The organism is Mycobacterium mantenii, from assembly GCF_001667865.1.
In the GTDB taxonomy this organism is placed as follows: Bacteria; Actinomycetota; Actinomycetes; order Mycobacteriales; family Mycobacteriaceae; genus Mycobacterium; species Mycobacterium mantenii_A.
On the sequence record NZ_LZJP01000116.1, the window covers coordinates 18,166 to 36,541 of the forward strand.

Annotated in this window: 16 protein-coding genes and 1 pseudogene; 9 read left to right on the forward strand and 8 right to left on the reverse strand. The window is 68.7% G+C overall.

Going from position 1 to position 18,376, the window contains the following annotated elements; translation table 11 throughout:
* Positions 1-20 precede the first annotated feature (20 nt).
* Positions 21-176 (reverse strand): hypothetical protein, encoded by a 156-nt coding sequence (locus A5688_RS27830; protein ID WP_165606902.1) that lies wholly within the window; start codon positions 174-176, stop codon positions 21-23.
* A gap of 484 nt (positions 177-660) precedes the next feature.
* On the opposite strand from A5688_RS27830, the gene A5688_RS22570 reads away from it, so the two are divergent.
* Together A5688_RS22570 and A5688_RS22575 are read left to right on the forward strand one after the other, a co-directional pair.
* Complete coding sequence (locus tag A5688_RS22570; protein ID WP_120312361.1) at positions 661-1,707, forward strand: DUF4328 domain-containing protein; 1,047 nt, start codon at positions 661-663, stop codon at positions 1,705-1,707.
* 4 nt (positions 1,708-1,711) lie between these two features.
* On the forward strand, positions 1,712-2,536 hold the full coding sequence (locus A5688_RS22575; protein ID WP_067831823.1) for a glycerophosphodiester phosphodiesterase: 825 nt from the start codon (positions 1,712-1,714) through the stop codon (positions 2,534-2,536).
* A 4-nt stretch (positions 2,537-2,540) separates the two neighbouring features.
* On the opposite strand, the gene A5688_RS22580 is transcribed toward A5688_RS22575, so the two are convergent.
* Both A5688_RS22580 and A5688_RS22585 read right to left on the reverse strand, forming a co-directional pair.
* Positions 2,541-3,731, reverse strand: coding sequence for an LCP family protein (locus tag A5688_RS22580; RefSeq protein WP_067831879.1), 1,191 nt, complete (start codon positions 3,729-3,731; stop codon positions 2,541-2,543).
* A gap of 53 nt (positions 3,732-3,784) precedes the next feature.
* Positions 3,785-4,579 carry a DUF2470 domain-containing protein gene (locus A5688_RS22585; protein ID WP_067831821.1) on the reverse strand — a complete coding sequence of 265 codons (795 nt, stop codon included), beginning with the start codon at positions 4,577-4,579 and terminating at the stop codon, positions 3,785-3,787.
* Between the two features lie 89 nt (positions 4,580-4,668).
* Between A5688_RS22585 and pheA the strand changes: the two genes are divergently transcribed.
* Both pheA and A5688_RS22595 read left to right on the forward strand, forming a co-directional pair.
* Positions 4,669-5,613, forward strand: coding sequence for a prephenate dehydratase (gene pheA, locus A5688_RS22590; RefSeq protein WP_067831819.1), 945 nt, complete (start codon positions 4,669-4,671; stop codon positions 5,611-5,613).
* Positions 5,610-6,296, forward strand: coding sequence for a histidine phosphatase family protein (locus A5688_RS22595; RefSeq protein ID WP_067914814.1), 687 nt, complete (start codon positions 5,610-5,612; stop codon positions 6,294-6,296). The genes pheA and A5688_RS22595 overlap by 4 nt, the downstream gene beginning before the upstream one ends.
* 8 nt (positions 6,297-6,304) lie before the next feature.
* Here A5688_RS22595 and A5688_RS22600 read toward each other — a convergent pair whose 3' ends face one another.
* From A5688_RS22600 to A5688_RS22610, 3 genes and pseudogenes are all read right to left on the reverse strand, one after another.
* Complete coding sequence (locus A5688_RS22600) at positions 6,305-6,496, reverse strand: hypothetical protein (protein WP_067839224.1); 192 nt, start codon at positions 6,494-6,496, stop codon at positions 6,305-6,307.
* Positions 6,497-6,921, reverse strand: a pseudogene (locus tag A5688_RS22605) (metallopeptidase family protein); the annotation flags it as partial. It lies immediately after the preceding gene.
* Positions 6,922-6,925: 4 nt separating this feature from the next.
* The gene (locus A5688_RS22610; protein ID WP_068268285.1) at positions 6,926-8,239 is read right to left on the reverse strand and encodes a septum formation family protein; all 1,314 of its coding nucleotides are present in this window, start codon (positions 8,237-8,239) and stop codon (positions 6,926-6,928) included.
* Between the two features lie 110 nt (positions 8,240-8,349).
* Between A5688_RS22610 and serS the strand changes: the two genes are divergently transcribed.
* The gene (gene serS, locus A5688_RS22615) at positions 8,350-9,603 is read left to right on the forward strand and encodes a serine--tRNA ligase (RefSeq protein ID WP_067913073.1); all 1,254 of its coding nucleotides are present in this window, start codon (positions 8,350-8,352) and stop codon (positions 9,601-9,603) included.
* Here the strand turns inward: serS and A5688_RS22620 are convergent.
* Positions 9,600-10,085: a DUF2834 domain-containing protein gene (locus A5688_RS22620; protein WP_067839416.1), complete on the reverse strand. Its 486-nt coding sequence runs from the start codon at positions 10,083-10,085 to the stop codon at positions 9,600-9,602. The two genes, serS and A5688_RS22620, sit on opposite strands and share 4 nt — an antisense overlap.
* 88 nt (positions 10,086-10,173) lie before the next feature.
* On the opposite strand from A5688_RS22620, the gene A5688_RS22625 reads away from it, so the two are divergent.
* The 4 genes from A5688_RS22625 to A5688_RS22640 all read left to right on the forward strand — a co-directional run bounded on the left by A5688_RS22625 (position 10,174) and on the right by A5688_RS22640 (position 17,219).
* Positions 10,174-10,821, forward strand: coding sequence for a TetR/AcrR family transcriptional regulator (locus A5688_RS22625; RefSeq protein WP_067839414.1), 648 nt, complete (start codon positions 10,174-10,176; stop codon positions 10,819-10,821).
* Positions 10,822-10,867: 46 nt separating this feature from the next.
* A complete protein-coding gene (locus tag A5688_RS22630) occupies positions 10,868-12,433 on the forward strand; it encodes a phytoene desaturase family protein (RefSeq protein ID WP_067913076.1) in 1,566 nt (521 codons plus the stop codon).
* Positions 12,434-12,569: 136 nt separating this feature from the next.
* Positions 12,570-14,033, forward strand: coding sequence for a condensation domain-containing protein (locus A5688_RS22635; protein WP_067836516.1), 1,464 nt, complete (start codon positions 12,570-12,572; stop codon positions 14,031-14,033).
* A 6-nt stretch (positions 14,034-14,039) separates the two neighbouring features.
* Complete coding sequence (locus A5688_RS22640; protein ID WP_082955163.1) at positions 14,040-17,219, forward strand: RND family transporter; 3,180 nt, start codon at positions 14,040-14,042, stop codon at positions 17,217-17,219.
* 15 nt (positions 17,220-17,234) lie between these two features.
* On the opposite strand, the gene A5688_RS22645 is transcribed toward A5688_RS22640, so the two are convergent.
* Positions 17,235-18,320: a PE-PPE domain-containing protein gene (locus tag A5688_RS22645; RefSeq protein ID WP_067836491.1), complete on the reverse strand. Its 1,086-nt coding sequence runs from the start codon at positions 18,318-18,320 to the stop codon at positions 17,235-17,237.
* Positions 18,321-18,376 lie beyond the last annotated feature (56 nt).

An 18,376-nucleotide genomic window follows, 5' to 3' on the forward strand; every position in this document is an offset into this window, starting at 1 on the left:
GATACCCGCTCAGCGGCAATTCAAGACAAGACGATGATCGCGAGCACCGCGAGCAACACCAGGGCGATCAACCCGGCGCGCAGCGCGGCGACGCTATAGCTGTGATTCCACGCCGGCGAGCCGCAATACGACTTCGACGGGCCCGGTGAACCCGGACCGAACGAATGCGTGGCCATCAATCGCCTTTCACCCCCCGGTCACCTCGCGTCAGTGAGGTGAGTCACAAACACCTTTCGCGAACGCGATCATAGCGCTTTGCGACGTGCTTGAAAAATAACGCGCTGAGCTGGGGGTTGGCCACGGCGAGACGGCCGGGCAGGGGTGCCGGTGCCGGCGGCGAGAAAGGCCGCCGGACGCGGTGTCCGTACGGGTTCTTAGTAAGACAATCCATTTCGCTCAACGACCGGTCGTGGGCTGTCGATGGCATGCCGCCAAAGCCGCGGTGTTATCCACAGTTACACCACGGTCAGCCGCCAGAGGCTGTAGTAATGGCCTTCTATACCCCCTGGGCACGTGTGGATAAACCTGTGCAAACTGTGGATAGCTTTCGGCGTCCCGGGCGGTTGCCGGGCGCCGCTCGGACGGCCGTCGACGGCGGACCTCGCGCGGCCGGCGGCCCGCGTTCCTCGGCGTGCGCCGGGACGGCGTTAGTCTGGTCCGGTGATCCAGGTGTGCTCCCAGTGCGGCACCCGCTGGAACGTGCGCGACCGACAACGCGAGTGGTGTCCCCGCTGCCGCGGCGCCCTGATGGCGCCCGCACCCGACGCCCCGCCTGCCGACCCGCGATGGGGTGCGCCCGGAACCCCGACACCGGCCCGCCCCTCGGCAGCGCCGGGGTGGCAGCGCACGCCGCCGCGGCTGCCGCCCGGCTACCGCTGGATAGCGGTGCGGCCCGGTGCGGCGCCGCCGACGCGGCGCGGCCGCCGACCGCTGGGACCGACGCCGCGCTACAGCGTCATACCGCGCTGGGGTTTGGCCGACCGCGTCGAACAGGCGCCCGCGACCGCCGAGGCATCGGCGCAACCGGGGCCGTCGGCGGAGATCGTCCGCACCACCGCGTTCGTCAGCGTGCTGGTGCTCAGCATCGCCGCCCTGGTCTACGTCGTGCGGTACGTGCTGTTGGTGATAAACCGGAACACCCTGCTGAACTCCTGGGTGGCCATCGGCGCCGACTGGCTCGGCGTGCTGGCCAGCTTGGGCGCGGCAGCCGCGGTGATCGCCTCCGGCGTGCTGCTGATCCGCTGGATGATCGCCCGCCGCGCTGCCGTGTTCGCCCACCACGGCCTGCCCGAGCAGCGCTCCACGCGGGCGCTTTGGGCGGGCTGCGTCGTGCCGCTGGCCAACCTGCTGTGGGCCCCGGTGTACGTCATCGAGTTGGCGCTGCTCGAAGAGCACTATGCCCGGCTGCGCGGCACCATCCTGCAGTGGTGGGGAGCGTGGATCTGCAGCTATGCGGTGTCCATCGCCGCCATCGCGACGAGCTTCGTTTCCGACGCCCAGGGCATCGCCAACAACACCGTCCTGATGGTCTTCGGGTACCTGTTCGCGGCCGCCACGCTGGCGGCCGCCACCCGGGTTTTCGAGGGATTCCAGCGCAAACCCGTCGCCCGGCCCGCACATCGCTGGGTCGCGGTTCCCGATGACCGGCCCGCCGCGCCGGCATCGGCCGTCCCAGTTGAGTTGGATGGCAAGGAACCGGCAGCATAGGGGTATGACGTGGGCCGACGAGGTGCTCGCCGGGCATCCCTATGTCGTCGCCCACCGCGGCGCGTCGGCCGCGCGGCCCGAGCACACGCTGGCCGCCTACGACCTCGCGCTCAAAGAGGGCGCCGACGGCGTGGAATGCGACGTGCGGTTGACGCGCGATGGCCACCTGGTCTGCGTGCACGATCGCCGGCTGGACCGGACCTCCACCGGGGCCGGCCTGGTCAGCACCATGACCCTCGCCGAACTGCGCGAGCTCGAGTACGGCGCGTGGCACGACAGCTGGCGGGAAGACGGCACGCACGGTGATACCAGTTTGTTGACGCTGGACGCGCTGGTTTCACTGGTGTTGGATTGGCGACGGCCGGTGAAGCTGTTCATCGAGACCAAACACCCGGTCCGGTACGGCTCACTGGTGGAAACCAAGCTGCTCGCGTCGCTGCATCGTTTCGGCATAGCCGCGCCCGCCTCGGCGGACCGGTCCCGCGCGGTGGTGATGTCGTTCTCGGCGTCGGCGGTCTGGCGGATCCGTCGCGCCGCGCCGTTACTGCCCACGGTGCTGCTCGGCAAGACCGCGCGTTACCTGACCAGCGGTGCACCCACCGCCATCGGCGCGACCGCAGTCGGGCCGTCGCTGTCGACGCTGAAGGAATATCCCCAACTCGCGGACCGCGCCATCGCCCAGGGCAGGGCGGTCTACTGCTGGAACGTCGACGAATACGAAGACATCGATTTCTGCCGCGACGTCGGCGTGGCCTGGCTCGCCACGCACCACCCGGGCCGCACCAAGGCGTATCTGCAGCGTCACCGCGCGGGGGAAAACAGCGGTTAGGCCGCTATTGCTGGTCGTCTGTCGTGACGGCGGGTAGCGACGCATCGGTGGCCAACGCCTCGAACAAACGGGCGGCCTCGTCGTGATTCCACACCACCACCGACCCGGCGTCGCCGCTGGTGAACTCCCCGATCGGGACGGTCATGGTGGTGGTCGACCCGTTCAGCGCCCAGCCGAGCCGGGCCAGGTCCCAGACGTGGTCGCCCCGGTCGACGGTCAGGGCGCCGGCGGCCGCACGCGGCACCGAATACCAGCGCCAGGGGTTGAGCCATACCGCGGGGCTGGTGGCCCGATGCAGCAGCGCCGACACGAATTGGCGTTGGTTGACCATCCGGTCCAGGTCGGCCCGCGGCGTATCGCGTGACCGGACGTATCCGAGCGCGGTCCGGCCGTTGACCGTGTGGCAGCCGGCCGCCAGGTCGATGCCGGCCAACGGGTCGTCGAAAGCCGTTTTCGGGCACACCGTCACCCCGCCGAGCGCATCCACCACCGCGGCGAAGCCGCCGAACCCGATCTCGGCGTAATGATCGAGGCGCAACCCGGTGGCCTGTTCCACCGTCCGGACCAGCAGCTGCGCACCACCCATCGCGAACGCGGCGTTGATCTTGTCCTTCCCGTGGCCCGGGATCGGCACAAAGGAGTCGCGCGGTATCGACACCATGGTGGTCCGCACCCCGGACCCGACGCCCGGAATGTGAACCAGCAGGATCGTGTCGGTACGACCGTTACCAATGTCGCCGCCGGTAGCCAGATCCTGTTGCTGTTGGGCGCTGAGCCCCTGGCGGCTGTCCGACCCGACGATCAGCCAGTTGGTGCCGCGACCGGTTGCGGGCCGGTCGGCGTAGTCGGCGAGCACCTGCTCGCGATGCAGTTTGTTGTCGAACCAGAACGCGCCGGCGATGACGCCCGCGCCGATCAGCAGCGACCCCACCAGAAGGACCGACACCGCCGTGCGGAGCCAGCGGCGCTTGCGGCGCTTCCGGGAGATGCTCGGTGCCTGCGGCCGTGGCGGCGGCACCGGTGGAGAGGCGGACGGCACCGGTGGAGCGGCGGACGGCAGCGGCTGGGTCTCCGCCGTCGGAGAAGGTGGCGGGGCCGCCCGCCGGCGGATCACCTGCGGCGGTTCGGGGCGCGGTGGCCCGGGCGGGCTCCATCCCGGGGGCCGCCGACGCTGTGGGGAGCGGTCGCCGTTCACCTGGTTAACGTACGTGCCCAGCGGTCCGCCGCGCTGGTGCGCCGCGATTTCGGCTAGCCGCGCGCCCGCAGCCCGTTGATGAACGGGCAACCCATCAGCACCCGGATGGCCTGGCTCAGGCCGGTCATGTCGTCCACCGGTTTGTGGAACGGCAGCCGGACGTCGTGGTCGCGGTCCTCGCCCTCGACGCGGAATCGGACGCCGTATCGATCCAGGCCCAGGGGTCGGACATGCCCGCGCCGCAGGGGGGCCGGCAGCCGGGACACCAGTCGTGCCAGAACGTCGCCGTGCGCGGTGTCCAAGTGCCGCAGCAGGCTCGACTCGAGCGCGCAGAACGGGTCGGGCCGGGCGTCCAGCAGGTCATCCACGCTGACCGGCTCCGCACCGGTGGCATCGGTGACGACGACCGAGGCGATCTCGAGCCGCAACAGCGTGTACCGCGGCTCTTCGCCGTCGGCGGGGACGCAGCGCGGCGTGTCGATGCTCAGCAGGGCCGGATGCGGGCACTCGGCGGCGATTTGGTCGAGCGTTGCCAAGATCTGCGTCGGGTGCACCTCATGCAAGCGACCGCGCACCCATACCAGCGACCGGACGGGTTCGCGCAGCGGAAGCGGTGCGTAATCGGTCAGTTCCAGCAGCGCCTGGGATCCCGAAATCGGGTGCCTGAGCTCGCGTTCCCGCTCGACGGGCAGGGCGAGCGCAACCGATCCGTCGTCCATCAGGTGATGCACGGGGGTGGGAACCGGGTCGTCGTGTTCGATGGCGAGCAGCGCGCCGCCGGCGCGGACGCAGGCGCTGCGAATCCGTTCGGCGGTGGTCGGGGCGGGACAGGTCAGCGGTAACACCATTCTCATCCTTCGATTAGGTAAGCCTAAGTTAACTTACGCTGGGCGGCGTCGCAAGGGTTTTCCGGCCCGCACGCCGCTAGGGTTGGGACGTGGCCCGCATCGCTTACCTCGGTCCGGAGGGGACGTTCACTGAGGCGGCGCTGCAACAGATCACCGCCGCGGGCCTGGTCCCCGACCAAGATCCGGCCGAAGTGCAACCCACGCCGGTGGAGAGCACCTCGGCCGCGCTGGACGCCGTGCGCGACGGCGCCGCCGACTACGCCTGCGTCCCGATCGAAAACTCGATCGACGGTTCGGTGACCCCCACCTTGGACAGCCTGGCCATCGGCTCACCCCTGCAGGTCTTCGCCGAAACCACGCTGGACGTCGCGTTCAGCATCGTCGTCAAACCCGGCCGCGGCGCGGCGGACGTGCGGACGCTGGCGGCCTTCGGTGTGGCGGCGGCCCAGGTGCGGCAGTGGGTGGCCGCCAATCTGGCCGGCGCCGAACTGCGGCCCGCGTATTCCAATGCCGACGCCGCCCAGCAGGTGTCCGAGGGCCGCGTCGACGCGGCGGTGACCTCACCGCTGGCCGCCGTTCGCTGGGGCCTGGCCACGCTGGCCGAGGGTGTCGTCGACGAACCCAACGCCCGCACCCGCTTCCTTCTGGTCGGGCGGCCGGGGCCGCCGCCCGCCCGCACCGGAGCCGACCGCACCTCGGTGGTGCTGCGCATCGACAACGCTCCGGGCGCGTTGCTGGCCGCGCTCGCCGAATTCGCGGTCCGTGGCATCGACCTGACCCGCATCGAGTCCCGGCCGACCAGAACCGGGCTCGGCACCTACCGGTTCTTCGCCGATTGCGTGGGCCACATCGACGACGACGCCGTCGCCGAGGCACTCAAAGCGCTGCACCGTCGTTGTGCTGACGTGCGATACCTAGGATCCTGGCCCACCGGCTCGCCGGCCGGGGCACTGCCGCCGCCCGCCGCCGATGACGCGTGCTGGCTGGCGCGGCTGCGCGACGGAAAGCCCGCCGATCGGGGGCCGCAACAGTGAGCGGTCGATTGATCCTGATGCGGCACGGCCAGTCGTTCGGAAACGTCGAGCGCCGGCTCGACACCCGCCCGCCCGGGGCGGAGCTGACCCCGTTGGGCCGCGACCAGGCCCGGGCGGTCGCCCGCGGTTCGTCGCGGCCGGCGATGCTGGCGCACTCGGTGGCCACCCGGGCGTCGCAGACCGCCGCGGTGATCGGCGGCCAGCTCGAGATGCCGCCCATCGAGATGGCCGACATCCACGAGGTACAGGTCGGGCGGCTGGAAAACCGCAACGACGACGACGCGGTCGCCGAGTTCAACGCGATCTACGAGCGATGGCATCACGGCGAGCTCGACGTCGCACTTCCCGGCGGCGAAACCGGCAACGACGTGCTGGACCGGTATCTCCCGGTGCTCACCGACCTGCGGCTGCGCTATCTCGACGACCGCGACTTCCACGGCGACATCGTCGTCGTCAGCCATGGCGCGGCGATCCGGCTGGCCGCCGCGGTGCTGGCCGGCGTGGAAGCCGCATTCGCGCTGGACAACCACCTGGACAACACCCAATCGGTGGCTTTGACCCCGATCACCGACGGGCGCTGGAGCTGCGTGCGCTGGGGGACGTTGACGCCGCCGTTCTACCCGGAGGAAGAGGCGACCCCGGTCGCGGACGCGGTGCGGTCAGGCACCGACCCGATGGGCTGACCGGTTCCTCAGACCGCCACCGCGATCACTTCGGTGCAGGCGCAGCCCACGGCGTCGCAGTCGATGATGAAGGCGTGCGGCAACAACTCGGGGGTGAAGCAATCCGGCTCCGTGCATTCCGACCGGTGCAGCGCATGGCGAATGATGGTGCCGTGACAGTGATCCAAGCCTGCCCGGCAGTCGCGGCAGTCGATGCTCATAGGTGAGTTCATAGCACCCGTCGCGGACAAATTCGGGATGCCGCGCCCGGGAATCCGGCGGGGGTGCGAAGTCGTCAACCCCAGCCCAGCTCGTGCAACCGGTCGTCGTCAATCCCGAAATGGTGAGCGATTTCGTGGATCACCGTGACGGCCACTTCCTCGACCACCTCGTCCTCGGATTCGCACACGTCCAGCAGCGCTTCGCGGTAGATCGTGATGGCATCCGGCAGCGATCCGAAGTAGTCGGAGTCGCGTTCGGTCAACGCCACCCCCTCGTAGAGCCCGAGCAGTTCGGCGTCCTCAGGATGGCGGTCTTCGACCAGGACGACGACGTTGTCCATGGCGGCCGCCAGCCCGGGCGGGATCAGGTCGAGGGCGTCGGAGACCAGCTCGTCGAAGCGCTGCGGGTCCATCCGCACCGACACCCGCCTAGCCTCCCGGCGGGGGCTCGGCGGGGGGTGCCTCCGGTGCCGGATTCGCCGGCGGCGGCGCCTGCTGGGCCGGGGCCTGCTGGGGTTGCTGAGCCGGCTGCTGCCCGGGCAGGTGCTGGTTGTTCGGCGGGATCTCCGGGGCCGAGCCCTGGCCGGACTGGCTCGACGGCGGCTGCGCCGGGGGCTGAAGGGGAATCGGCGGCATGGTGAGCCGCTCTTCGGGAATGTCGGGCGGCGGTACCGGCGGCTGACCGTTGATCAGCAGCTGGCCCTTGGCGCTGTTGAGCAGGGTGGCCCAGCCGCCGTTGCCCAGCGTGGCGCCGATGCTGCAGGCCACCTCGCGGCTGCCCGCCGACCAACTGGCCAGCGGAACGGTCGGGTAGATCAGCGTCAGGGTGGTGGTGCGCAGCTTGACCGGCGCCAGGTACGCGTCCGTCATCTTGGTGCACGAGTCCTTGATGAAGCCGTCCTGGTCGGGCTCGGCCGGCAGGGCGCCGGGGAACTTCTCGGCCAAATTGACCGTGCCGGTCACCTCCATCGCGTGCGGTGCCGCGCAGTCAACCGGCGCATCGGTCGGCTGGTTGGTCGCCGAGTCGATACCCAGACAGGTTCCGGCCGGCCACACCTTGGACTGGTCGACGTCGCCGACCTTGCCCTTGAACGCCTGCTGCTGATTGTTCATGCCGGGCAGCTGCAGGCCGCACAGCATGCGGCGATCGCCGGACTGGCGCCAGGCCCGGTCGCCGGGCCACAGCAGGCTGACGGTGAACCTGCTGTTCGGATCGAACTTGGGACCGAGGTAGTTGCGGACGGCGGCCTCGCACTGCTCCTGGGTGATCTGCTGGATGCGGGCGGGCGTCGGGGGCGCGGCGCTGGGCCCGTACTCGGACCCCGGGAACGTCCGCATGTCGATGGATTCGGCGACCTCGAACTTGTGGTCGTCGCCGCAGTTGACGATCTTCGCCGACTCCGGGGTGGTGTCCGGCCACATCAGGCATTCCCCGGTGGCGGCCCGGTTGAAGGCGGCGTCGCTCTTGGTGCCGGTGCTGCGCACCGGGCTGCTGTCCAGGAACCGCCCCGACCCGGGCCCACCGACCGGGATCGCGGTGACCAGCCCGGCGATCAGCAGGCCGCCGAGCGCGGTCAGCAGCAGCGCGCGCCGGGTCGCCCGGGCTTGCAGGCTGCGCGGCCACAGGAAGGCGGACGGGTGTTCGTCGGACGACTCATCGGCCGAGCCGACGGGCGACTCGACCACCCGGCCTTCCCGGCCGTCCGAAAGTTCCTTCTCGGGCGCTTGCGACATCCGCTCCATTCTGACAGGACCACCTGAGGCGCGTGACAAAAGTTACGGATGTGAGTCCTGAGACGGCCATGGTGGTGCTCCGCCGGTCGGCCGCAAGCGGTGAAAGTAGTCTCAGGGCCGTGATCGACCTGAAGCAGCTCCGGGAAGACCCCGACGCCGTGCGCCGCTCCCAACTCAATCGTGGCGAGGACCCGTCGCTGGTAGACGCCCTGTTGACCGCCGACGCCAACCGCCGGGCCGCGATCTCGTCGGCCGACGGCCTGCGGGCCGAGCAGAAGTCCGCCAGCAAGAGCGTGGGCGCGGCGTCCCCCGAGGAGCGTCCGGCCAAGCTGGCCCGCGCGAAGGAGCTGGCCGAGCAGGTCAAGGCCGCCGAAGCCGCCCAGGCCGACGCGGAGACGGCGTTCACCGCAGCGCACATGGCGATCTCCAACGTCGTCATCGACGGGGTGCCCGCCGGTGGGGAGGAGGACTTCGCCGTCCTCGACGTGGTCGGCGAGCCCGCGGCGATCGACAACCCGAAGGACCACCTCGAGCTCGGCGAATCGCTCGGGCTCATCGACATGCAGCGCGGGGCCAAGGTGTCCGGTTCGCGGTTCTACTTCCTGACCGGCAAGGGCGCGCTGCTGCAGCTAGGCCTGTTGCAGCTGGCCCTGCGGCTGGCCGTCGACAACGGCTTCACCCCGATGATCCCGCCGGTGCTGGTGCGCCCGGAGGTGATGGCCGGCACCGGATTCCTCGGCGCGCACGCCGACGAGGTCTACCGGGTCGAGGCCGACGACCTCTACCTGGTGGGCACCTCGGAGGTGCCGCTGGCCGGCTACCACGCCGATGAGATCCTGGACCTGTCCTGCGGACCGCTGCGCTATGCGGGATGGTCGTCGTGCTTCCGCCGCGAGGCCGGCAGCTACGGCAAGGACACGCGCGGCATCATCCGGGTGCATCAGTTCGACAAGGTCGAGGGCTTCGTCTACTGCGCCCCGGCCGAGGCCGAGGCGGAACACCAGCGGCTGCTGGGCTGGCAGCGCGAGATGCTGGCGCGCATCGAGGTGCCGTACCGGGTGATCGACGTGGCCGCGGGCGATCTCGGCTCGTCGGCCGCGCGCAAATTCGATTGCGAGGCTTGGGTTCCCACGCAGGGCGCCTACCGCGAGCTGACGTCCACGTCGAACTGCACCACGTTTCAGGCCCGCCGCCTGGCCACGCGGTATCGTGACGAGGCGGGCAAACCGCGGACCGCGGCCACGCTCAACGGCACGCTGGGCACCACGCGGTGGCTGGTGGCGATCCTGGAGAACCACCAGCAGCCCGACGGCAGCGTGCGCGTTCCCGGCGCGCTGGTGCCGTTCGTCGGCGCCGAAGTGCTTGAGCCCTAAGCGTTTACCGTCGTGCGGGACCGCTCGTGCCGGCGCTGGCGTTCCATCGTGGCGAAATAGAACGCGAACGCGAACGCGAAGCTGGTGAACAGGCTGGACACGAAGTACAGCCACGGGTGGCGCAGACCGCGTCGGTAGCCGTCCACGATCGTAAAGATCGGCAGCAGAACAACATTGGCGATCGTATAGTCCTGGCTGGCCGAGCTGGCGGCCGGGTTGGTGAACATCAGCTTGATGTATTCGACCCAGCTGCCGTGTTCGCCCCACAGCGGGTTGGTGGACCCGTGCGCATACTCCTGCACGAAGGTGACGTTGAAATACCAGCCGAGCGCGACCGAGGCGATGCCGACGACGTAGTACACGATTTCCATGGGCGAGAAGAGCGGGCCGCCGGCCGGCCGGGCGAACACCTGCGAGTTGGCTCTGACGATCCAGGTGATGACCGCCAGCCCGAGTACCGCGTGAGTGAGTAGCGAGACCATGGGCGCAGTCTCGCCCCGCCCCCGAAGTTTTGTCAATATTGACACAACAAACGGGCTCGCCACGCCGGTGTCTTGGTACCTTGCTTGCATGGTCAGACCGGCGCAAACGGCGCGCAGCGAGCGCACGCGCGAAGCGTTGCGGCAGGCCGCCCTGGTGCGGTTTCTGGCCCAGGGCGTGGAAGACACGTCGGCCGAGCAGATCGCCGCCGACGCCGGGGTGTCGCTACGGACCTTCTACCGTCACTTCAGCTCCAAGCACGATCTGCTGTTCGCCGACTACACCGGGCTGCATTGGTTTCGCTCTGCCCTGGATGCCAGGCCGGCGGCCGAACCGATCATCGATTCGGTGCAGGCCGCCATCTTCTCGTTCCCGTATGACGTCGACGCCGTGACCAAAATCGCCGCGCTGCGCCAGGACGAGCTCGACCCCGGCCGCATCGTCCGGCACATCCGGGAGGTCCAGGCCGACTTCGCCGACGCCATCGGCGCGCAGTTGCAGCGGCGCAGCCGCGGGGTCAACGGCGGCGCGGATCCGACGGCGGACCAACGGGTGCGCACCGCGGTCACCGCGAGATGCATTGCGGCCGCGGTGTTCGGCGCGATGGAGGTCTGGATGGTCGGCGACGACCGGTCCCTCGGCGAGCTCGCACGGCTATGTCATGCGGCGCTGGAGTCGCTGCGGGCGGGGATCACCGACTCCTGGATCACGGCCGCAACCCGCGAAGTTTCGTCATAATTGACAAAACTTTCGCGCCGTGCCAGCCTCCATTCCGGAGGGCGATATGACTGATTACGACGCGATAGTTATCGGTGCGGGACACAACGGCCTGACCGCGGCCGTACTGCTGCAGAAGGCCGGACTACGGACGGTGTGCCTGGATGCCAAGCTCTACGCGGGCGGCATGGCCTCCACCGTCGAGCTTTTCGACGGATACCAGTTCGAGATCGCCGGTTCGGTGCAATTCCCGACGTCCCAGGTGGTGGTCGACGAGCTCGGCCTGGACACCATCCCGACGATCGACCTGGACGTGATGTCGGTGGCGGTGCGCGGCGTCGGCGACGACCCGCTGGTGCAGTACAGCGACCCCATCAAGCTGTTCACCCACCTCAACGAGGTGCACGGGGCGGACGCCGTCAACGGCATGGCGGGGCTGATGGCCTGGAGCCAAGGGCCGACGCGCGCGCTGGGCCGGTTCGAAGCCGGAACGCCGCCCAAGAGCATCGACGAGATGTATGCCTGTGCCACAAATGAATTCGAACGCGCGGCGATCGACGACATGCTGTTCGGATCGGTCACCGACGTGTTGGACCGCTACCTACCCGACCGCGAGAAGCACGGCGCGCTGCGCGGCTCGATGACCGTGCTGGCCGTCAACACGCTCTACCGGGGCCCGTCCACGCCCGGTAGCGCGGCGGCGCTCGCCTTCGGGCTCGGCGTTCCCGACGGCGACACCATGCAGATGAAGAAGCTGCGCGGTGGCATCGGCGCGCTCACCTCCCATCTGTGCGACGTGCTGACCGGCCACGGCGGTGAAGTTCGGTTGCGTACCAAGGTGACCGAGATTCTGGTCGCCGACGGCCGGGTGACCGGGGTGCGCACCGAGGCGGGCGAGACGCTGAACGCCCCGATCGTCGTCTCCGGCATCGCGCCCGACGTCACGCTCAACGAGATGATCGATCCCGCCGCGCTGCCCGCCGACATCCGGGAACGCTATGCACGCATCGACCACCGCGGCAGCTATCTGCAGATGCACTTCGCGCTCGAGGAGGCCCCCGTCTTCGCCGCGCCCTACGAAGCCCTCAACGCGCCGGCCATGCAGGCCTCGATCGGCCTGTTCTGCACGCCGGAGGAAGTCCAGCAGCAGTGGGAGGACGCGCGGCGCGGAATCGTCCCGGCCGACCCGACGGTGGTGCTGCAGATCCCGTCGCAGAACGACCCGGGGCTGGCGCCCGAGGGCAAGCACGCCGCGTCGGCGTTCGCGCTGTTCTTCCCGATCGAGGGCGACGTGGACTACGGGCAGGCCAAGGTCGAGATGGGTCAGCGGGTGATCGACAAGATCACCCGGCTCGCCCCGAATTTCGAACGCAGCATCATCCGGCACACCACGTTCACGCCCAAGCACATGGGCGTGATGTTCGGCGCTCCCGGCGGCGACTACTGCCACGGCCTGCTGAATGCCAACCAGGTCGGTCCCAACCGCCCCGGTCCGCGCGGCTTCCTCGGCCAGCCGATCCCGATCGACGGGCTGTATCTGGGCAGCGCGGGTTGCCACGGCGGCCCGGGAATCACGTTCGTCCCCGGCTACAACGCGGCGCAACAAGCGCTCGCGGACCGCGCGGCCGGGTAGCATTCGCCGGTGCCACGCGGGGCCGTCAGCGCCGAAGCGCAATCGGCAGGCGGCGGCGCGAAACGGGGGCTACGCTACCGGGGAACCAACGTCGTGTGGGTTGAGGATGGCCCGTGCGCGGCGGCAGGAGGTAGTGGTGCGGATTGGGGCACTGAGGGTCTCCACGGTCAACGAATGGCAGCCCACGCCGGGCGCGTTGTTCTCCTGGGGCCCCTCACCGTCGTCTCGTGCCAAGGCCCTCGAGGCGCCGGTCAGCGCCGTGCCGCCCAGCTATGTCCAAGCCCGCCATCTGCGTAGCCTGCGCGGGCAGGCGACCCGCGGGCTCGACCACTCGCGGCTGCTCATCGCCTCGGTCGAGGTTACCGGCCGCTGCGATCTGCGCGCCATGAGCTACGTCATCAACGCACACCTGCGCCGGCACGACACATACCGCAATTGGTTTGAGTACCAACCCGATTCGCCCGACCACTTTGTCCGGCACACCATCGCCGACCCGGCGGACATCGAATTCGTCCTGACCGAACACGGCGAGCTCGGCAGTGCTGCGTTGTGCGACCACATCGTGGCCATCCCGGACTCCCTGCACTGGGATTGCTTCGGCTTCGGGATCATCCAGCGCGCCGAGGGCTTCACGTTCTTCGCCAGCATCGATCACCTGCATGCCGACGGCCAGTTCGTCGGGATGGGACTCCTGGAGTTCCAGGCGATGTACGCCGAGTTGGTCACGGGAAACCCGCCCGTCGACCTGGCGCCGGCGGGCAGCTATGACGACTTCTGCATCCGGCAGCGCGAGTACACCGCCGCGCTCACCGCGGACTCCCCACAGGTGCGTGCCTGGGTCGACTTCGCCGAACGCAACGACGGCACCTTCCCCAAATTCCCGCTGCCGTTGGGGGATCAGTCGCTCCCGTACGGCGGTGACCTGATGAGCCTCACACTGATGGGCGTGGGGCAAACCGAGCGATTCGAAACCGCCTGTATCGACGCGGGCGCGCGTTTCGTCGGCGGTATGTTCGCCTGCATTGCGCTGGCCGTTAACGAGTTATCCGGCACCGCAACCTATTACGGCATCACGCCGAAAGACACCCGCGGCACGCCAGCCGACCTGACCACGCAGGGCTGGTTCACCGGTCAGATCCCGGTCACCGTGCCCGTCGCCGGACTGTCCTTCAACGACATGGCGCGAAGCGCGCAGGCGTCTTTCGACGCCGGTGCCGAGCTGGCGAAGGTGCCCTTCGAACGCGTTGTGGAATTGGTGCCGTCGCTGTGCGCGCCGCCGCCACTCTTTTCGCTGGTGAACTTCTTTGACGCCCAGGCGAGTCCGCTTTCCATGATGACCAAATTGCTCGATGGCATGACCGTCGGGGCGCACAGCGACGGGCGGGTCACCTATCCGCTCAGCACCATGGTGGGCCGCTACGACGAGACCGCGGCCAGTGTGTTGTTGCCGGGCAACGCGATTGCCCGCGAATCGGTCGGCCGGTACCTGACGGCCCTCAAATCCGCGTGTGTCCGCATCGCCGATGGCGGGGCGGCCGAACGACAACGCCCCGTCGCGCAGAGTTTCGCGTCGGGCCGCGTACTGACGCTCGAAGGATAGCGTCGGGTGGGCACCTTTCCGCGGCTGGGCCGGTGCATCGCACGGTGGCCGTGGTTGGTGATTGGAATCTGGCTTGCGCTCGCCGGTGTGCTGTCACTGACGTTGCCGTCTCTGGAAGAGATCTCGCAGCGGCATCCGGTGGACATCTTGCCGAACAACGCCCCGGTGCTCGTCGCGACCGACAACATGACGAAAGCCTTCCACGAACCCGAGTCGGAAAGCATCGCGGTAGTGGTGCTCAGCGACACCGCGGGACTGAGCCCCGCCGACGAGGGCACCTACAAAAGACTCGTGGACGCTCTGCGCGGCGACACCCGCGATGTGGTGATGCTGCAGGATTTCATCACGACACCGCCGCTGCGCGAGCTGATGACCAGCAAGGACCACCAGGCCTGGATCCTGCCGGTCGGTCTGCCCGGCGAGCTCAGCTCGCCGCAGTCCAAGCAGGCATACGCGCGGGTGACCGGCGTCGTCGACCACACCGTCGCGGGAACGACGTTGACGGCCAACATGACTGGGCCCGCGGCCACCGTGGCCGACATGAATCTGACCGGGCAGCGGGACAGAACGCGGATCGAGCTGGCGATCATCGTCCTGCTGTTCGTCATTCTGCTGGTCATCTACCGCAATCCGGTGACCATGGTGTTGCCGTTGATCATGATCGGCATGTCCGTGGTGGTGGCCCAGCGGCTGGTGGCGATAGTCGGATTGGCCGGCTTCGGGATCGCCAACCAGACCACCATCTTCATGAGTGGCATGATGGTCGGCGCCGGAACGGATTACGCGGTCTTTCTGATCAGTCGGTATCACGACTATCTGCGGGAGGGCCTGGATTCGGATGAAGCCGTCATCAAGGCCCTTGGGTCGATCGGCAGGGTGATCGCCGCCTCGGCGGCCACCGTGGCGGTCACGTTTTTCGGAATGATCTTCGCCCAGTTGGGGATTCTCAAAAGCGCCGGGCCGGTGCTGGGGATTTCGGTGGCGGTCGTCTTCACCGCCGCGGTGACCCTGCTGCCGGCGCTGTTGGTGCTCGCCGGACGCCGCGGCTGGATCGCGCCGCGCCGCGACCTCAGCCGCCGCATGTGGCGGCGTTCGGGCATCCAGATCGTGCGCAAGCCCAGGGCCCACCTGCTGGCCAGCGTGCTGGTGCTGGTCATCTTGGCCGGCTGCGCGGGACTGGCGCACTACAACTACGACGAACGCCAGGCGCTGCCGGCCGCCGCCGACAGCTCGGTCGGATACGCCGCCCTCGACCGGCATTTCCCGCCCAACCTGATCATTCCGGAATACCTCGTCATCCAATCGCCGCACGACCTGCGCACGCCCAGGGCGCTGGCAGACCTCGAGCAGATGGCGCAGCGGGTGAGCCAGGTGCCCGGGGTGGCGAGCGTCCGCGGCATCACCCGACCCACCGGACAATCGCTGGAGCAAGCCAGGACGTCCTGGCAGGCCGGCGAGGTCGGCGACAAGCTGGACCGGGGCTCCAAGCAGATCGCCGATCACACCGGCGATCTCGACAAGCTCGCGGGCGGCGCCAACCTGATGGCCGGCAAGCTGTCCGACGTTCGCACGCAGGTCAATCAGGCGGTGTCCGCCGTCAGCGGCCTGGTCGACGCACTCGGCTTCCTGCAGAACGCCTTCGGCGGGAATCGCGCGCTCGCCGAACTCGACGGGGCCGAGCGACTCGTCACCGGCATGCGCTCGCTCGGCGAGGCGATCGGGGCGAATTCCCGCTTCGTCGCCAACAACTCCGAATGGGCCACCCCGGTGCTGGGGGCACTCGACAACAGCCCGATGTGCAGCGCGGAACCCGCCTGCGTCGACGCCCGGACCGAATTGCAGCGACTGGTCGCGGCGCGCGACGACGGAACGCTCGGCAAGATCTCGGAGCTGGCCCGGCAGCTGCAGGCGACCCAGGCAGTGCAAAGCCTGGCCACCACCGTGTCCGGATTGCGCCGCGCGCTGTCCACAGCCATCGGCGCCATGAGCTCGCTGGGCATGGGCGGCCCCGGCGGCATGCGGGCCAAGATCAACTTCCTGCAGCAGGGCACCAACACGCTGGCTGACGGCAGCCGGCAGCTGGCCGACGGCGTTGCGCAACTGGTCGACCAGGTCAAGAAGATGGGCTTCGGGCTGGGCGAGGCGTCGGCGTTCCTGATGGGCATGAAAAACGACGCCACCACGCCGGCGATGTCGGGCTTTTACATTCCCGCGCAAGCGTTGTCGTACGCGACCGGCGCGGACGCCAAGCCCACCGCGCTGCCGGGCGAGATGCAGGACCTGCTCGGCGGGATGAACACCGACCAACTCAAGAGGTTCGCCTCCGCCTTCGTCTCACCCGACGGGCACGCGGTGCGCTACCTGATCCAGACCCACTTCAATCCGTTCAGCAGCGCGGCGATGGATCAGGTCGACGCGATGATGGCGGCCGCCGCAGGGGCGCAACCGAACACCACGCTGGCCGACGCCACGGTGTCGACGGTCGGATTACCCGTCTTCGTCAAGGAGACGCGCGACTACTACGGACGCGATCTGCGATTCATCATCGCGATGACCGTGGGTGTGGTGCTGCTCATTTTGATCGCGTTGCTGCGCGCGATCGTCGCGCCGCTGTACCTGATCGGTTCGGTGATCGTCTCCTACCTGTCGGCGCTCGGGATAGGCGTCATCGTCTTCCAATTCATCCTCGGTGAGGAAATGCATTGGAGCGTGCCGGGATTGACCTTTGTCATCCTGGTCGCGGTGGGCGCCGACTACAACATGCTGCTGATTTCGCGGATGCGCGACGAGTCGAAACGCGGTATGCGGTCCGGCGTCATCCGCACCGTCGGATCGACCGGCGGTGTGATCACCGCGGCCGGGCTGATCATGGCCGCCTCGATGTTCGGGCTGGTGTTCGCCAGCCTCACCAACGTCGTTCAGAGCGGCTTCGTGCTGGGCGCCGGGCTGCTGCTGGACACGTTCCTGCTGCGCACCATCACGGTGCCCGCCATCGCGGTGCTTGTCGGACAAGCGAATTGGTGGCGCCCCACGGGCTGGCGACCGATGAGTTGGTGGCCGTTGCGGCGCAACCGGGGCGCGCGCTCGCGCAACCGCAAACCACTGTTACCCGAGTGGGAAAAGTCGCCGCGCTGGGCGCTCGAGGATCTGGTCGGCTTTTCGCCGCACGACGGGCTGAGGCTCTAAAGAGCCCGTCCTGCCCTACTTGCTGCTCCTGAGCAGCAGGCGGGCGGCCGTCGGCAGCAGGCCCTTGCCCTTGATGAGTTTCGGACCCAGCTTGGGCCCGACCCGCGGCACGACCGGGGCGAGCGTGCCGAGGTCGCGGGCCACGCCGGCGATGCCGGCCGCGGATCCCGCGTCGAGGGCCCACGAGGTGACCCTAAGGGGAACGTTGATCGCGGTGAAAATGGTGGGGATATGGGCGATTCCGTTGATCATCTGCACCGGATCGTGCGCCGGGCCCGGGTCGTACGCCCGGTCGATGAGCGGGCGCAGCGCCGCGTCGATCGGGCCGACTGCCTCCTGCGGCAGGCCGGCGCCGTCCACCAGTGCGCGCGCCAGCGGCAGCTGCGAGTTCCGGATGAAGTAGGTCGTCGTGGTGCCGCCCAGGGCGTTGGCTTCGTGCCTGATGTCCCAGGGGGCGACGCGGGACGGGTCGGAGAACGCGGTGGCGCTGTGACCGTAATACCCGCCCGCGCAAATCGCGTTCAGGTCGGCGAGCAGGTTGCCCGGGTGGTTGGGCGGGTCGGAGAACGGGTCGTACTGGCCGACGATGTTGATCGTGCGGTATTGGCTCTCCACCGGATGCGGCACGGTGTAGTCGATGATCGGCACGTGGGCCCCCGGCCCGAACGCCTTGGCGAGCAGGTTGTTGGGGTCACCGGCTTTGATGAAGGTCAATTGGTCAGGTGGCGGTGCGCCGGGATCATGCGCCAACCGGGCCTGTTCGCGGTCGAGCGCCAGCGTGCCCTGCGACAGGCCGGCCACCGATATGGGCCCACCGGTGCTGCGGATCGCCGCGTCGAGGTTGTTGGTTCCGGTGTTCACCGAGCTGTCGACCGTCGGCGAATTCAACCCGGTGATCGGCCAGAAGCTGCCCGGGTAGGAGATGACGCGGCGAGTCGCGTCGGGGCTGTAGTAGTTCGCGTCGATCTGCGGCTGCATCGCGGGATTGAAGTGATACAGCGACCGCAGCGGACCATACGGGGAGGGCGCTGTGCCCGGAACGATCAGTGCGGTATCGGCGGACGCGACGTCGTCGCCGAAAGTCATTGAAACGGTGAGCATTCCCGCTGCAACGCCTGCGGCGATCAGCTTGTTCGGTAAGACGGCCGTGCGGCAAA

What these genes read in the sequence shown, in the direction of transcription:
- A5688_RS27830 (WP_165606902.1), bottom strand. Translation starts at nt 176, where the DNA reads ATGGCCACGCATTCGTTCGGTCCGGGTTCACCGGGCCCGTCGAAGTCG.
- A5688_RS22575 (WP_067831823.1), top strand. Translation starts at nt 1,712, where the DNA reads ATGACGTGGGCCGACGAGGTGCTCGCCGGGCATCCCTATGTCGTCGCC.
- A5688_RS22585 (WP_067831821.1), bottom strand. Translation starts at nt 4,579, where the DNA reads ATGGTGTTACCGCTGACCTGTCCCGCCCCGACCACCGCCGAACGGATT.
- A5688_RS22600 (WP_067839224.1), bottom strand. Translation starts at nt 6,496, where the DNA reads ATGAGCATCGACTGCCGCGACTGCCGGGCAGGCTTGGATCACTGTCAC.
- A5688_RS22610 (WP_068268285.1), bottom strand. Translation starts at nt 8,239, where the DNA reads ATGGAGCGGATGTCGCAAGCGCCCGAGAAGGAACTTTCGGACGGCCGG.
- A5688_RS22620 (WP_067839416.1), bottom strand. Translation starts at nt 10,085, where the DNA reads ATGGTCTCGCTACTCACTCACGCGGTACTCGGGCTGGCGGTCATCACC.
- A5688_RS22625 (WP_067839414.1), top strand. Translation starts at nt 10,174, where the DNA reads ATGGTCAGACCGGCGCAAACGGCGCGCAGCGAGCGCACGCGCGAAGCG.
- A5688_RS22630 (WP_067913076.1), top strand. Translation starts at nt 10,868, where the DNA reads ATGACTGATTACGACGCGATAGTTATCGGTGCGGGACACAACGGCCTG.
- A5688_RS22645 (WP_067836491.1), bottom strand. Translation starts at nt 18,320, where the DNA reads ATGCTCACCGTTTCAATGACTTTCGGCGACGACGTCGCGTCCGCCGAT.